Source organism: Lacticaseibacillus salsurae (genome assembly GCF_045862175.1).
In the GTDB taxonomy this organism is placed as follows: Bacteria; Bacillota; Bacilli; order Lactobacillales; family Lactobacillaceae; genus Lacticaseibacillus; species Lacticaseibacillus salsurae.
Map to the genome: position 1 here is coordinate 1 of NZ_BAAFZI010000013.1, position 14,288 is coordinate 14,288.

The window sequence follows — 14,288 nt, forward strand, 5'->3', positions numbered from 1 at the left end:
TGCATCAAGACGATACCTCTTTCATTAATTGTGTAGGAACTTTAATGATAACAGGTCGTATCGACTTGGTGTTTTTTATTTTGTCTGAGTGCTAACGATAGTGGCTAACTTGATTGTAAAACGCGGGATATTAATATTTGTATCTGTAATTCCAAGCAATTTGCGTGTACCCTCTAATTGAGACATCTATTCCAACCTCGTTTATCTTTTGGTTTGGTCGCTTAAAGCATAACACTGGAGGGAGTAGGTGTTTTTGTGTTATCTAAAAAGGCCTAAAACTTCCAGCGTTGAAGTACTCTTCAACACCAAAAATTTTAGACCCATTATTTTGAACTGTTGGTGGCTTTGCTGACAGGCAACCCCCTGATACCTGACCAAATGTTCGTAAACACGAACGATATAATTATTTCGTTGTGATTTCGTCCGCAATTAGCTTGTTTTTGGCCAAAAGGCATGCTAGACTACAATTAACTTATGAAAGCAGGTGACGATTTTGAAAGTCGCGATCGTGATGGGATCTAGTTCTGATTGGCCAACCATGAAGTTGGCCGCCAAGCAGCTTGATGAGTTGGCTATTCCTTACGAAAAGCACGTGATCTCGGCGCACCGCATGCCTGATGCGCTGGCTAGTTTTGCCAAATCTGCCAGTCGCCAAGGGGTCTCGGTGATCATTGCTGGGGCTGGTGGCGCCGCCCATTTACCAGGGATGTTAGCGGCAAATACCACGGTACCGGTGATTGGCGTTCCAGTCAAAACCCGAACATTAAATGGCGTTGATTCATTGCTTTCCATCGTCCAAATGCCCGGCGGCGTGCCAGTGGCCACCATGGCCATCGGCGACGCAGGCGCGACGAACGCCGCGCTGTTTGCCGCCAGCATCTTAGGTGTCAGTGATGCGGATGTCACCAAGCGCTTAGCAGCGTTTCGACAAGCCCAAACCGCCAAAGCTGAAGAAAGCGAGGCTTTGTTAAATGACTAAGCCACTGCTACCACCGGCCACCATCGGCATCGTCGGCGGCGGTCAACTTGGGCGCATGCTCGCCCAGTCTGCCAAGCAAATGGGCTATACCGTCGGGGTGTTAGATCCCACTCCGCAAGCGCCTGCCGGTCAAGTCGCTGATTTTCAGATCCAAGCCGAATACGAAGATGTCGCGGCGTTGATGCAATTGGCCAAACGCTCAGATGTGTTGACTTATGAATTTGAAAATGTCGACTTAGACGCGCTCACTCAAGCCCAACAATATGCGGCGTTACCTCAAGGCACCGAATTATTGCGCATCACGCGCCAGCGGATCACCGAAAAAACGTTTTTGCGCGAGCACGGCATTCCAACCGCTAACTTCGCTGCGGTACCTGATGCCCAAAGCTTAGCCCAAGCCGTTGCAACAGTCGGGTATCCGGCGATTTTAAAAACCACCACTGGCGGCTATGACGGCCATGGTCAACAAGACTTGAATTCACCCGCTGACTTGCCAAAAGGCGAGGCCTTAGCAGCCAAAGCGCCATGTATTTTGGAACAACGCAAAACCTTTAGTCGCGAATTATCGGTGATGGTCACCCAAGATGGCAATGACCAAGTGCGGGTGTTTCCAGTGGTAGAAAATCGCCATGCCCACCATATTTTGCACACCACGATCGCACCGGCGCCGCATCTTAGCGCCACGTTGCAAGCGCAAATCGATCAATTGGCCACCACCATTGCCCAAGCGTTGCATTTACGCGGGGTGTTAGGCATTGAATTGTTTGAAACCGCTGAAGGCATCGTGGTCAATGAATTGGCACCAAGGCCGCATAACTCAGGACATTACAGCATTGAAGCGTGCAACTTTTCGCAGTTTGACGCGCACATCTTAAGCATTTGCAATTTGCCGATCGCGCCGATCAAACTCGAAAAACCAGCGGTGATGCGCAACTTGTTAGGCGATGACTTGACCAAAGCCCGCGCGGCTTGGGCAGATCATCCTGAGTGGCATTTTCATGATTATGGCAAAGCCCAGATCCGTCCAGCCCGCAAAATGGGCCACATCACCGTGTGTGAAGGCGACGATCTATTAAAGGCAGTGCAATTGGAGGGCGACAAGTAGTGGAAAAAACAACAGTCTTATATACCGGTAAAGCAAAACAAATGTGGGCCACTGATGATCCCGAAGTGTTATGGGTCGAATATATGGATCAAGCCACTGCGTTAAACGGCAAGAAGAAAGTGCAGATCGACGGCAAAGGCACCTTGAATCGGCAGATCTCCAGTTTGTTATTTGAAGAACTGAATGCCCAAGGGTTTGCCACCCATTACTTAAAAACCTTAGATGATACCACCATGCTGGTCAAAAAGTGCACCATGATCCCTTTGGAAGCGGTGGTGCGCAACTTCGCTTCTGGGAGTTTTGAACGTAAATTCAAAGTCGAACACTTAAAGCCGTTGGTACCAGCAGTGCATGAATTCTTCTACAAGTCTGACGCGTTAGACGATCCGTTCATCAACAATGAACAAGCCATTGCCTTAGGGTATGCCGATAAAGCGACAATCGACCAGATCCATACCATGTCTGATCAAGTGAATGCCTATCTGAAGCAACGCTTTGCCAAGATCGGGATCGATTTGGTGGACTTCAAATTGGAATTTGGCCGCTTAAGCGATGGGACTTTCGTGTTAGCTGATGAATTATCGCCAGATAACATGCGCTTAGTGGATGAAGCCAGCGGCAATTCCTTGGATAAAGATGTGTTCCGCAAAGACCAAGGCCCACTCACGCCAGTATATGCCAGCGTTTTGAAGCGTCTAAAAGACAGCAAATAACCCCCCCATCGAAAGGAGCCCTATCATGTTTAAAGCCAAGATCTATGTCAACTACAAGCCTTCTGTGCTTGATCCTAAAGCCGAAGTGATCAAAAACACCTTGAGTCGCTTAGGCCAAACCAATGTCAAAGACATCACCGTCGGCAAGTATTTTGAAGTGCTGCTTGAAGGTGATCGTGACGCGGTTGACCAACAAATCGATGCCTTGTGTGATCAAATGTTGGCCAACGTCAACATGGAAGCTTATCGCTACTCGCTTGAGGAGGTTTAACATGTTAGCTGCGGTTTTAACTTTTCCTGGCTCTAATTGTGATGACGACTTGCTTTGGGCAGTCAAAGATATCGCCGGTGCCGACGCTGAGTTGGTGTCAGCCAAAACTGAATCGCTTGATGGCTTTGATGTGGTGTTAGTGCCAGGCGGGTTTTCTTATGGGGATTACTTGCGCAGCGGTGCCATCGCCAAGTTTGCCCCGATCATGCCAGCGTTAAAAGCCTTTGCCGATAACGGCGGGTATGTCTTAGGCATTTGCAACGGATTTCAGATCTTAACGGAAGCCGGCTTGTTGCCAGGGGCATTGCAGTGGAATACCAGTTTGGAATTCATTTGCGAGCCAGAACCGTTGATCGTGGTCAATGAGCAAACTGCTTTTTCCAATCAATATACCAAAAACCAAGCGATCTGCTTGCCGATCGCTCATGGGGAAGGCAATTACTACGCCGACGCTGACACCTTAGCGCAAATCGAAGCCAACCATCAAGTGGTATTTCGTTACGCCAACAATCCCAATGGCTCGCTGAATGATATCGCCGGGCTCACCAATAAAGCCGGCAATGTCTTAGGCATGATGCCACATCCTGAGCGCGCTGTTGAAGCTTTGCTTGGTGGCACTGACGGGTTAGGGGTTTTTGCCTCGTTGATCGCTGCGACGAAAGGAGCTGCCCATGTTGCAAACTGAACTCACCCCAGAACAGATCCGTGACCAAAAGCCTTATTTGCAACTTGGCTTAACGGAAGCAGAATACAACTTATTTGCCCAGCGCTTGGGGCGCTTGCCCAACTACACCGAAATGGGTCTGCAATCTGGCATGTGGAGCGAACACTGCTCATATAAATACTCCAAGCCGATTTTAAAAACCTTTTGGACCAAAAACGACCGCGTGTTGATGGGGCCTGGCGAAGGTGCTGGCGTGATCCGCATTGGTGAAGGCAAAGCCGTGGTGTTTAAAGCCGAATCGCATAACCATCCTAGCGCCGTTGAACCTTATGAAGGGGCGGCCACTGGGATCGGCGGGATCATTCGCGACATTTTCTCTATCGGCGCCAAACCAGTGGCAAGCTTAGACGCGCTGGCTTTTGGTGACGAATTTGATGCCCACAACAAGAACTTGATCGACCAAGTGGTGGCAGGCATCGGCGGATATGGCAATGCCATTGGGATCCCAACGGTTGCTGGGGAAGTCCAATTTGACCCAGGCTATCAAAAAAATCCCTTAGTCAACGCCATGACTGTCGGCGTGATGGATGAAAAAGATATCCAAAAAGGCAAAGCTGCCGGCGTGGGCAACGCGATCATTTATGTCGGCGCCAAAACCGGCCGTGATGGCATCAACGGCGCCTCATTTGCTTCAGCAGAATTCTCGGATGCAGAAGATGCCGATCGTTCGGCAGTGCAAGTGGGCGATCCGTTCATGGAAAAGCTACTCACGGATGCGTGCTTGGCAGTGACTCATGATCACAAAGACGCCTTAGTCGGCATTCAAGATATGGGCGCGGCTGGATTGGTGTCAAGTTCGGCAGAAATGGCCTCTAAAGCCGGTTTTGGCATGACCATGGACTTGGATCTGATCCCACAACGCGAACCTGGGATGACGCCTTTTGAGATCATGTTAAGCGAATCACAAGAACGGATGCTGTTGTGTATCCGCGCCGGATTTGAAGACGAGATCTTGGACTTATTCAAAGGCTATGACCTTGACGCGGTGGTTTGTGGCCGCGTTGAAGCCGGACATCAATATCGCTTGTTGCATCACGGCGAAGTGGTTTGCGACATTCCAGTCAGCTTATTGACTGATGATGTGCCGACTTACACCACAGTGCCGCAAAAACCTGATCGCTTAAAACACCCGGCACCAGATTTTGAACCTGTGATCGAAGACCTAGAAGCCACTTACAAGCAACTTTTGGCGATGCCAAACATTGCCTCAAAGCGTTCGTTGTATCGCCGCTATGACGCGCAAGTGCAAACCAACACCGTGATCGCCCCAGGCGGGGATGCCGGTGTGATCCGGGTGCGCGGCACCCATAAGGCGTTGGCGATGACGGCAGATTCCAATGGTCGCTTGTTGGCCTTGGATCCGGAAATCGGCGGGGCCATCACCGTGGCTGAAGCGGCGCGTAATTTAGTCGCCACTGGTGCAGAACCTTTAGGGATCACCGATTGCTTGAATTATGGTGATCCGTCCAAGCCAGAAGTTTATTATGAATTGCAAGAATCTGCCAAAGGCATTGTGGCCGCAACTAAAAAGTTCAACACCCCAGTGATCTCGGGTAACGTCAGCTTATACAACGAAACCGATCATCACGGGATCCATCCGACCCCAATGATCGGGATGGTCGGGTTGATCGAAGACTTAACGGCGATCACCACGGTAGACTTCAAGCAAGCCGGCGATATTGTGTATTTAGTTGGCCAAACCGGTGATGATTATAACGGCTCAAGCTTGCAATACTTGCAAACTGGCGCTTATGCCGGGCGGTTGACTGGCTTTGATCTTGAGGCTGAAAAAGCGACGCAAGACTTGGTGTTGACGTTGATCCGCAAGCATTTGGTCACCGCCGCCCATGATTTGTCTGATGGCGGGTTGGCCGCGGCGATCGTGGAAATGGGCGCCAAGCGCAATTTGGGGTTGATCGCGGACACTGATCTGACCACCACTCAGTTGTTCAGTGAGACCCAAGGCCGCTTTTTACTCACGATTCGTCCAGAAGCTCAAGCGGCCTTTGAAGCCATCGCCAAAGACCAAGCGGTACAATTTGGCGTGGTGTCGACTGGTAAAGTTGATTTGAAATTGGCAGATGGCGAGCTTCACACTCAAATGTCGCAACTGACCACCATTTACTCGGAGGCCTTAGCATGTGCGCTGAAGTAAAATCATTAAATGAAGAATGCGGAGTCTTTGGCGTTTGGGGCGACCCTCACGCTAATGTCTTGACGCATTTAGGGTTGCACACCTTGCAACATCGCGGCCAAGAAGGCGCGGGGATCGTGGGGTTGACTGATCACGGCTTGCATCGCCATTATGGCTTTGGGTTGGTGTCAGAAGTATTTGCCGATCCTGAATCGATTCGTGCTTTAGCCGGCACTGCGGCGTTAGGGCATGTGCGTTATGCCACCGCTGGCGGGCGCATTTTGGAAAATATCCAGCCATTATTGTTTCGCTTTTCACATGAATCCATGGCGCTGGCGCATAATGGCAATTTAACCAACGCGTTGAGTTTGCGCGATCAGTTGGAACAAAGCGGCGCGATCTTCCAATCGACTTCTGATACGGAAGTGTTGATGCACTTGATCCGCCGGTCAAAAGCTGGAGATTTCAAAGCGCAAATGATCGAGGCGTTAAATCAAGTCCACGGTGGGTTTGCTTTTGAGATCTTAACGGAACACGCGCTGTACGCGGCAGTTGATCCGAATGGCTTTCGGCCCTTAGTCGTGGGCAAACTTCCTAGCGGCGGGTTTGTGATCTGTTCAGAAACCGCGGCATTAAACGCTGTCGGCGCAGAATTTGTCCAAGATGTCCAGCCTGGTCAGTTGATCGTGATCGATGATGCCGGATTACACGCGCAACAGTACACGGAAAATACCCAATTGGCCGTTTGTTCAATGGAATATATTTACTTTGCCCGCCCAGATTCAGAGATCCATGGCGTTTCTGTGCATGAAGCGCGGGTGAAAATGGGTGAGCGCTTGGCGCAAGAACAACCTGCGGATGCTGACATCGTTGTCGGCGTCCCTAATTCTAGCTTATCTGCAGCCTTGGGTTATGCGCGCGCGTCAGGGATCCCTTATGAAATGGGTTTGATCAAGTCCCAATATATCGCGCGGACATTTATTCAACCCACCCAAGCGCTACGTGAACGCAGCGTGCGCATGAAGTTGTCGCCAGTTAAAGCAGTAGTCGCCGGCAAGCGCATCGTCTTAGTGGATGATTCGCTGGTGCGTGGCACCACGGCCATTCAACTGGTGCAATTACTCAAAGACGCTGGTGCCAAAGAAGTGCATTTGCGCATCGCTAGCCCGCCACTGCGCTTCCCATGTTTTTATGGCATCGATATTCAAACCACGCGAGAACTCATGGCCGCCAATCACAGCATTTGTGAAATGCGTGATCTGCTTGGTGCTGATTCGTTGGCCTTTTTATCCGTGGACGGGTTGGAACAAGCTGTGGGGTTGCAAACTGACGCCCCGAATGGCGGCTTGTGTGTGGCGTATTTCACTGGTGTTTATCCCACCAAGCTCGATGATTATGAAAAAACCTTGCATCAAGAGTTATCCAAGCTCCAGATCAATATTGCGGAGGTTTCAGCATGAGTTTTGATTATAAAAGCGCTGGTGTCGATGTCGACGCCGGAAATGAATTGGTGCATCGCATCGCGCCAGTCGCCAAAGCCACGCAAAATGCCAATGTGTTAGGCGATCTTGGCGGGTTTGCCGCCGCGTATCGTTTGCCTGAGATCGATCAGCCGACTTTGGTTTCAGCCACTGATGGCGTCGGCACGAAATTGTTATTGGCACTGCAATGTGATCAACATGACACCATCGGCATCGATTTGGTGGCGATGGTCGCCAATGACTTGTTGGCTGATGGCGCCAAGCCGTTATTTTTCTTGGATTATCTGGCTTGTGATCAACTGGATGTGGATCAAGTCGAAACCATTGTTCGCGGCATCGCTTATGGCTGTGAAATGGCGGGCATGGCGTTGATCGGTGGCGAAACTGCGGAAATGCCTGGCATGTACCCGCAACATCATTATGATCTGGCAGGCTTTGCTGTGGGATTAGCTTCACAAGCTAGATTATTGCCTCAAGGCGTCAAAGCTGGCGATCAATTGATCGGCTTGCCTAGCTCTGGGGTGCATTCCAACGGCTTTTCTTTGGTCCGCCGGTTGCTGGCAGAAACTAACTTGGCCTCAATGCCGTTGACTGATGGTACTGAAATCACCACGGCGTTATTGGCGCCGACGCGCATTTATGTCAAAACCGTTTTGCCGCTGATCCAAGCCGGCTTGATCCATGGCGCGGCGCATATCACTGGCGGCGGATTTGAAGACAACGTGCCGCGGATGTTACCCAAAACGCTGGCGGCAGCTTTTGATGCCAAAGCTTGGCAATGGCCAGAATTGTTCACGCGTTTGCAACAAGCAGGTGATTTGAGTTTGGCCACGATGCGCCGGACGTTCAACTGTGGGATCGGCATGGTCTTAGCAGTCGATCCTAAAGACGTCGCGACTGTGTTAGCGCAAAATCCCCACAGCAAAGTCATCGGTTCTGTGGTTGAACGCACGCAAGACGCAGTGGAATGGAGATAGCCATGAAACAAATCATCGTCTTTGCGTCAGGTAGTGGCACCAACTTCCAAGCATTACAAGATTATTTTCAAACTTCACATGAGGTCAACATTGCCTTGTTGGTGTGTGATCATGCGGATGCTTATGTGTTGCAGCGCGCCAAAGTTGCCGGCGTGCCAACGCTGGTGATCAATTTCCGCGATTATGCCAATAAAGCCGAAGCTGAACAAGCCATACTGGACAAGTTGCCAGCTTGTGATTTAATTGTCTTAGCAGGGTACATGCGCATTATTGGACCAACGTTGCTCGCGGCTTATCCTGATCGCATCGTCAACTTGCATCCGGCCTTATTACCGAGTTTTCCTGGGCGCACTGGGATCCAAGATGCCTATGATTACGGGGTGAAAGTGACTGGCGTGACGGTGCATTATGTCGACGCTGGGATCGATTCTGGGCAGATCATTGCCCAAGAGCCGGTGCGCATCAAGCCTGGCGAAACAGTTGCGCAACTCGAAGCGCGGATCCATGCGGTGGAACATGTCCTCTTGCCACAAACGGTTGCCACATTACTCAAATAAAGGAGCGAATAGCGTGAAACGTGCATTGTTAAGTGTGTCTGATAAAACTGGATTGGTTGAATTTGCCCAAGGCTTGATCGCCCGCGGCTTTGAATTGGTGTCCACAGGTGGCACTCATCGGGTCTTGGAAGAAGCCGGTGTAGCGGTGACGCCAGTGGATGCGGTGACGGGTTTTCCGGAAATGTTAGATGGTCGCGTCAAGACCTTACATCCTAAGATCCATGCCGGCATTTTAGCGCGCCGCGACTTGCCAGCGCATATGGAAGCGTTAAAAGCCCATGACATCACCCCAGTCGATGTGGTGTGTGTGAACTTGTATCCTTTTGCAGAAACCATTCAAAAATCCGGCGTCACCCGCGCTGAAGCCATTGAACAAATCGATATCGGCGGGCCTTCTGCGCTGCGCGCCGCTGCTAAAAACAGCGATTCGGTTTGGGCTGTGGTAGATCCTGCTGATTATGACGCCGTGTTAGCAGGCATCGATGCCGACGACGCAGACTTGCGAAAGCGTTTGGCAGCTAAGATCTTTGCCACCACTGCCGCTTATGACGCGCAGATCGCCGCTTATTTAGATCCCGAACCATTCCCAGAAACTTTCACCCCAACTTACACCAAGCGCCAAGCTTTGCGTTACGGCGAAAATTCCCATCAACAAGCCGCTTTTTATGCCGCGCCTGATGCGCCAGCTTCTAGTTTGGCCAATGCCAAGCAGTTGCACGGCAAGGAATTGTCTTACAACAACTTTAAAGACGCTGACGCCGCGCTGACCATGGTCAACGAATTCAAAAAGCCTACCGTGGTCGCCGTCAAGCACATGAACCCTTGCGGCATTGGCCAAGCAGATACGATCGAAGGGGCTTGGGACAAAGCGTATGCCGCAGATTCGATGTCCATTTTTGGTGGGATCATTGCCTTGAACCGCAATGTGGATCTCGCCACGGCTGAAAAAATGCACGCGTTGTTCTTAGAGATCATCATGGCGCCAAGTTTTGATGATGATGCTTACGACGTGTTAGCCAAAAAGAAGAACTTGCGCATTTTGACGGTACCATTAGCCAAAGCGACTGAAGTGCCACACATTGAATCGATTTCCTTAGTCGGCGGGCTGTTGCGGCAAACTAGCGACGACGCGGTGGAAACGGCAGACGACTTGACTGTGGTGACGCAAGTGCAACCAACTCAAGCGCAAATCGACGCTTTGTTATTTGCCCAACAAGTGGTCAAGCATGTGAAATCCAACGCGATCGTCATCGCCAAAGATGGGCAAACCTTAGGCATTGGCGCTGGGCAAATGAATCGGATCGGCTCCGTTGAGATTGCTTTGAAGCAAGCCCAAGAAAACCCTGAATTTGCTGGTGCCGTGATGGCTTCTGACGCCTTTTTCCCAATGGATGACTGTGTCGATTATGCCGCCAAGCACGGCATTCGGGCGATCATTCAACCAGGCGGCTCGATTCGCGACAAAGATTCGATCGCCATGGCCGACAAATATGGCATCACCATGGTCACTACCGGCGTGCGGCATTTCCGGCATTAATAAGGAGGCAAATATGGTCAATGTATTGGTGATCGGCAATGGCGCAAGAGAAAGTGCGTTGGGCCAAGCATTTTTAAAGTCACAAGCCGTTGAACAAGTTTATGTGGCCCCTGGTAATGCCGCCATGGCGCTACTTGGGTTGACGGTGTTGCCCTTAGGCGAAGCTGATTTTTCCAATTTGATCCAATTTGCCAAAACCCATGTGGCGCTGACTTTTGTTGGTCCCGAAGCCCCCTTGGCAGCAGGCATCGTGGATGCGTTTCAAAAAGCAGACTTGCCGATTTTTGGACCAACGCAAAAACTCGCCCAATTGGAATCGAGCAAACAATTTGCCAAAGCGTTCATGCAACGCCACCATTTGCCAACTGCGCAAGCGCAAGTGGTCAACAGCCAAGCAGAAGCACTAGCGGTATTGGCCAAATATGGCGCACCGATCGTGATCAAAGCTGACGGTTTGGCAGCTGGCAAAGGTGTGACCGTGGCGCAAACCGTTGATGCCGCCAAACAAGCGATCACCAATTTGTACACGGGTCATCCGCAAGCCTCAGTGGTGATCGAAGAATATTTGACTGGTCAAGAAGCGTCAGTGTTGGCTTTGTTCAATGGGATGACGCATGTGTCGTTTCCGCTAGCTCAAGATCACAAACGCCGCTTTGACGGTGATCTTGGCCCAAATACTGGGGGCATGGGGGCCATCAGCCCAGCGCCGCAGTTTTCTGCAAGCCAACAAGCCCAAGCGCAAGCGTTGATCGATCAAACGCTCGCCGCGATGGTCGTGGATGGCTTATATGGCAATGGCGTGTTATATATCGGCTTGATGTTTACCAAAGCCGGCCCAAAGATCTTGGAATACAACTTGCGCTTCGGCGATCCGGAAACTCAAGTGTTGTTGCCGCAAGTGCAAAATGATTTTTACCAATTAGTCAGCGACTTGATGCATGACCAAGCCGATCAACTGCAATTAGACGGCCAAACGTATTGTGGGGTGGTGGCAGCCAATCCGGGTTACCCAACTGACACCAGTCAACACCTGCCGTTGATCGTGCCAGATGCCACGCAACGCCAGTATTGGTATCCAGCTGGGGTGCGTCAAGGCACCAATGGCTTGGAATCAACAGGCGGGCGGATCTTCACAGTGGTCGGCAGCGGTGCTGACCTCGCCGCGGCACAAAAACAAGCTTACGCGCGCTTAAAGCCGCTACTAGGGGCTTTGGCTGATCGGCAGGATATCGGTTTCCATGCCTTGGGTCAATGATCAAGCCAGCTACTACATCTTGTAGTAGCTGGTTTTATTTTCCCATATCTGGCCCATTTATGGTATGATAAGCGCATACGTGAATGGAGTGAAAGTCGTGTCAAAAATGCATTTGGATGGTCAAAGTTTACAACAAGCAGTGAAGTTGCCTAACGATCCTTATCCTAAAGAATGGTTAGCAAAAGATCTGTCTTTAGGGTATGTGGCAGATTACAAACCGTTTAATTTCGTGGATGGCGAAGGGGTGCGGTGTAGTTTGTATGTCTCAGGGTGTAAATTCAATTGCCCAGGATGTTACAACAAAGTGGCACAAAACTTCCATTATGGTCACCCGTACACCCAAGCACTGGAAGATCAGATCATTGACGATCTCAGCCAGTCGTATGTCCAAGGGTTGACGTTGCTTGGTGGGGAACCTTTTTTAAACACCCAAGTTTGCTTGAAGTTGGTCAAGCGCATTCGGCAAGAATTTGGCCACGACAAAGATGTGTGGAGTTGGACTGGCTACAAATGGGATGAGTTAATGGCAGATTCTGACGACAAGTTGGAATTGTTGGGCATGATCGATGTTTTAGTTGACGGGCGCTTTTTAGAAGCGCAAAAAGATCTCACGTTGCAATTTCGCGGTAGCGCCAACCAACGGATCATTGACGTGCCGGCGAGTTTAGCAGCTGGTGAAGTGAAGATCTGGTCGAAGCTGGTGCGTTAAGCGCCTCATCACAAAAGCAGGCCCCATCCGCTTGGATGGGGCCTTTTGCGTGGGCGGATCAGCGCGATAGCGGCTGATCAGTTAGCTGGCTGGCATTTTGGCCATAATATTGTAAATGTGGGAAGTGAATGGTGACGGCGGTGCCCACTTGGGGTTTGGAGGTGATCGATAAATGATGCCCTAACTTTTGGGTGAGCTGATCGGCTAAGTATAAACCCAAGCCGGTGGATTTTGACTCGGCGTTGCGGCCATTGGTGCCAGTGAAGCCTTTTTCAAAAACGCGATGGCACTCGTCTTCAGCAATGCCGATGCCAGTATCGGCAATGGTCAAGGTCACCTCATCTGGGCTTTGGGCGATGGTCGCGGTGATCTTGCCGCCAGCTGGGGTGTATTTCAACGCGTTGGAAAACAGTTGCATCAAAATAAAGCGTAGCCATTTGGCATCAGTGGTCACCACCGCATCGCTGTTTGGCGATTCAAACTGCAAATGACCATCGATAAACGCGTTGCGATTATCTACTGCCACCTCATTGACGACTTGAGTGAGGGAATAATCGTTCAATAAGTAGTCTTTGGAAAAAGAATCCAAGCGCGAATAATACATCACTTGTTCGACGTAATGATCCATGCGATCGAGCTGTAAACTCAACTGCGATAACGCGTCTTCTGGGGCGTCATCTTCCAAACTGTCCACCAGCAAGTTGCTGGCGGCAAGCGGGACTTTGATCTCATGCACCCATGAATCGATGAAAGCTTGTTGGTCGCGTTGCGTGGCGATCACTTGCGATAAGCTGTGGCGATGGGCTTGCAGCAGCTGATTTAAGGCTTTGGCGATCACCACTTGCGCGCGCGTACCTGATTCTTCAAGCGGCCAATCTAACGCTTCAGCGCCAGCGCTCAAGCGCGCTTGCCAAAGCTTTAACCAACGTTGGTTGCGTTTGTAGTCCAACCACAAGCAACCGGCAAAAAATAATGTGACCAGTAGCGCAATGTAGCCTAATGTATCCACATGTACCAAGTGTCTGGGGTCCAACCATAACCCACCGCACAACAGCAACAACCCCAATGCATATGCCACCAAGTGCAAGCGGTGGTCCACTAAATAATCTCTTAATCGCATCTTTGCCTCTTAATTGATGATATAGCCACTGCCAACGCGTGTTTGAATGTAATCCGGCAAGCCAGCATCCGTGATTTTTTTGCGCAGGCGGTTGATATTAACGGTCAAGGTGTTGTCATCAACAAACCGCGCATCTTGCCACAAGGCTTTGAGTAAATGTTCGCGCGATACCACATGACCATGTGCGCGCAACAAGATCTGAAGCAGCTTGTATTCATTTTTAGATAAGTTGATGGTGGTGTCGTTGACGATCGCGGCGCCGTTTTCAATGTCTAAAGTCAAGCCGTGATGCGACAAGCTTTGACTTTGCCCATCCGTATAATTATAAGTCCGGCGCAATAAGGCGTTGATCTTGGCGATCAGCACTTCCATGGCAAATGGCTTGTTGACAAAATCATCGGCGCCTAAGTTCATCGCCATCACCATATCCATGTTGGTGTTGCGACTGGAAATAAAGATCACCGGCACTTGCGAATGGGCGCGGATCTGTTGGACCCAATGATACCCGTCGTAAACTGGCAAGTTGATATCTAGCAATACCAAATGGGGCTGTTCGGCGACGAATTGTTCATAAACTTGCGCAAAATCTGTCACTTTGACGGCGCTAAGTTGCCATTTGCGCAGTGCTTGGGCAATCAATGTGGCAATGGTTTGGTCATCTTCGACGATCATGATCTTAAACATAACTACCTCCACCAGCTAAATGCTTTAAGTTGATTGTACCAG

General features: G+C 50.4%; 14 protein-coding genes. 12 read left to right on the forward strand and 2 right to left on the reverse strand.

Annotation, left to right across the window (positions count from 1 at the left end):
- Nucleotides 1-490 precede the first annotated feature (490 nt).
- From purE to nrdG, 12 genes are all read left to right on the forward strand, one after another.
- Complete coding sequence (gene purE, locus ACKTSG_RS05845) at nt 491-979, forward strand: 5-(carboxyamino)imidazole ribonucleotide mutase (RefSeq protein WP_407892976.1); 489 nt, start codon at nt 491-493, stop codon at nt 977-979.
- Nucleotides 972-2,084, forward strand: a complete 1,113-nt coding sequence (purK, locus tag ACKTSG_RS05850; RefSeq protein WP_407892874.1) for a 5-(carboxyamino)imidazole ribonucleotide synthase — start codon at nt 972-974, stop codon at nt 2,082-2,084. Before purE ends, purK begins: the two co-directional genes overlap by 8 nt.
- The gene (gene purC, locus ACKTSG_RS05855) at nt 2,084-2,797 is read left to right on the forward strand and encodes a phosphoribosylaminoimidazolesuccinocarboxamide synthase (protein WP_407892876.1); all 714 of its coding nucleotides are present in this window, start codon (nt 2,084-2,086) and stop codon (nt 2,795-2,797) included. Before purK ends, purC begins: the two co-directional genes overlap by 1 nt.
- Before the next feature lie 25 nt (nt 2,798-2,822).
- On the forward strand, nt 2,823-3,068 hold the full coding sequence (gene purS / locus ACKTSG_RS05860) for a phosphoribosylformylglycinamidine synthase subunit PurS (RefSeq protein ID WP_407892878.1): 246 nt from the start codon (nt 2,823-2,825) through the stop codon (nt 3,066-3,068).
- Between the two features lies 1 nt (nt 3,069).
- Nucleotides 3,070-3,753 (forward strand): phosphoribosylformylglycinamidine synthase subunit PurQ, encoded by a 684-nt coding sequence (purQ, locus tag ACKTSG_RS05865; protein ID WP_407892880.1) that lies wholly within the window; start codon nt 3,070-3,072, stop codon nt 3,751-3,753.
- Entirely contained in the window at nt 3,740-5,947 is a 2,208-nt protein-coding gene (purL, locus tag ACKTSG_RS05870) for a phosphoribosylformylglycinamidine synthase subunit PurL (RefSeq protein WP_407892882.1), read from the forward strand. Before purQ ends, purL begins: the two co-directional genes overlap by 14 nt.
- Nucleotides 5,932-7,386: an amidophosphoribosyltransferase gene (purF, locus tag ACKTSG_RS05875; RefSeq protein WP_407892884.1), complete on the forward strand. Its 1,455-nt coding sequence runs from the start codon at nt 5,932-5,934 to the stop codon at nt 7,384-7,386. Before purL ends, purF begins: the two co-directional genes overlap by 16 nt.
- The gene (purM, locus tag ACKTSG_RS05880; protein ID WP_407892886.1) at nt 7,383-8,384 is read left to right on the forward strand and encodes a phosphoribosylformylglycinamidine cyclo-ligase; all 1,002 of its coding nucleotides are present in this window, start codon (nt 7,383-7,385) and stop codon (nt 8,382-8,384) included. Before purF ends, purM begins: the two co-directional genes overlap by 4 nt.
- 2 nt (nt 8,385-8,386) lie before the next feature.
- Nucleotides 8,387-8,941: a phosphoribosylglycinamide formyltransferase gene (purN, locus tag ACKTSG_RS05885; protein WP_407892888.1), complete on the forward strand. Its 555-nt coding sequence runs from the start codon at nt 8,387-8,389 to the stop codon at nt 8,939-8,941.
- Nucleotides 8,942-8,954: 13 nt separating this feature from the next.
- Nucleotides 8,955-10,478: a bifunctional phosphoribosylaminoimidazolecarboxamide formyltransferase/IMP cyclohydrolase gene (purH, locus tag ACKTSG_RS05890; protein ID WP_407892890.1), complete on the forward strand. Its 1,524-nt coding sequence runs from the start codon at nt 8,955-8,957 to the stop codon at nt 10,476-10,478.
- 13 nt (nt 10,479-10,491) lie between these two features.
- Complete coding sequence (gene purD / locus ACKTSG_RS05895) at nt 10,492-11,733, forward strand: phosphoribosylamine--glycine ligase (protein ID WP_407892892.1); 1,242 nt, start codon at nt 10,492-10,494, stop codon at nt 11,731-11,733.
- A 106-nt stretch (nt 11,734-11,839) separates the two neighbouring features.
- The gene (gene nrdG, locus ACKTSG_RS05900) at nt 11,840-12,442 is read left to right on the forward strand and encodes an anaerobic ribonucleoside-triphosphate reductase activating protein (RefSeq protein ID WP_407892978.1); all 603 of its coding nucleotides are present in this window, start codon (nt 11,840-11,842) and stop codon (nt 12,440-12,442) included.
- Between the two features lie 58 nt (nt 12,443-12,500).
- Here the strand turns inward: nrdG and ACKTSG_RS05905 are convergent, their stop codons facing one another.
- Nucleotides 12,501-13,562: a sensor histidine kinase gene (locus tag ACKTSG_RS05905; protein ID WP_407892894.1), complete on the reverse strand. Its 1,062-nt coding sequence runs from the start codon at nt 13,560-13,562 to the stop codon at nt 12,501-12,503.
- A gap of 9 nt (nt 13,563-13,571) precedes the next feature.
- Nucleotides 13,572-14,246 (reverse strand): response regulator transcription factor, encoded by a 675-nt coding sequence (locus tag ACKTSG_RS05910; protein ID WP_407892896.1) that lies wholly within the window; start codon nt 14,244-14,246, stop codon nt 13,572-13,574.
- Nucleotides 14,247-14,288: the final 42 nt, after the last annotated feature.

What these genes read in the sequence shown, in the direction of transcription:
- purK (WP_407892874.1), top strand. Translation starts at nt 972, where the DNA reads ATGACTAAGCCACTGCTACCACCGGCCACCATCGGCATCGTCGGCGGC.
- purS (WP_407892878.1), top strand. Translation starts at nt 2,823, where the DNA reads ATGTTTAAAGCCAAGATCTATGTCAACTACAAGCCTTCTGTGCTTGAT.
- purQ (WP_407892880.1), top strand. Translation starts at nt 3,070, where the DNA reads ATGTTAGCTGCGGTTTTAACTTTTCCTGGCTCTAATTGTGATGACGAC.
- purL (WP_407892882.1), top strand. Translation starts at nt 3,740, where the DNA reads ATGTTGCAAACTGAACTCACCCCAGAACAGATCCGTGACCAAAAGCCT.
- purF (WP_407892884.1), top strand. Translation starts at nt 5,932, where the DNA reads ATGTGCGCTGAAGTAAAATCATTAAATGAAGAATGCGGAGTCTTTGGC.
- purM (WP_407892886.1), top strand. Translation starts at nt 7,383, where the DNA reads ATGAGTTTTGATTATAAAAGCGCTGGTGTCGATGTCGACGCCGGAAAT.
- purN (WP_407892888.1), top strand. Translation starts at nt 8,387, where the DNA reads ATGAAACAAATCATCGTCTTTGCGTCAGGTAGTGGCACCAACTTCCAA.
- purD (WP_407892892.1), top strand. Translation starts at nt 10,492, where the DNA reads ATGGTCAATGTATTGGTGATCGGCAATGGCGCAAGAGAAAGTGCGTTG.
- nrdG (WP_407892978.1), top strand. Translation starts at nt 11,840, where the DNA reads ATGCATTTGGATGGTCAAAGTTTACAACAAGCAGTGAAGTTGCCTAAC.
- ACKTSG_RS05905 (WP_407892894.1), bottom strand. Translation starts at nt 13,562, where the DNA reads ATGCGATTAAGAGATTATTTAGTGGACCACCGCTTGCACTTGGTGGCA.
- ACKTSG_RS05910 (WP_407892896.1), bottom strand. Translation starts at nt 14,246, where the DNA reads ATGTTTAAGATCATGATCGTCGAAGATGACCAAACCATTGCCACATTG.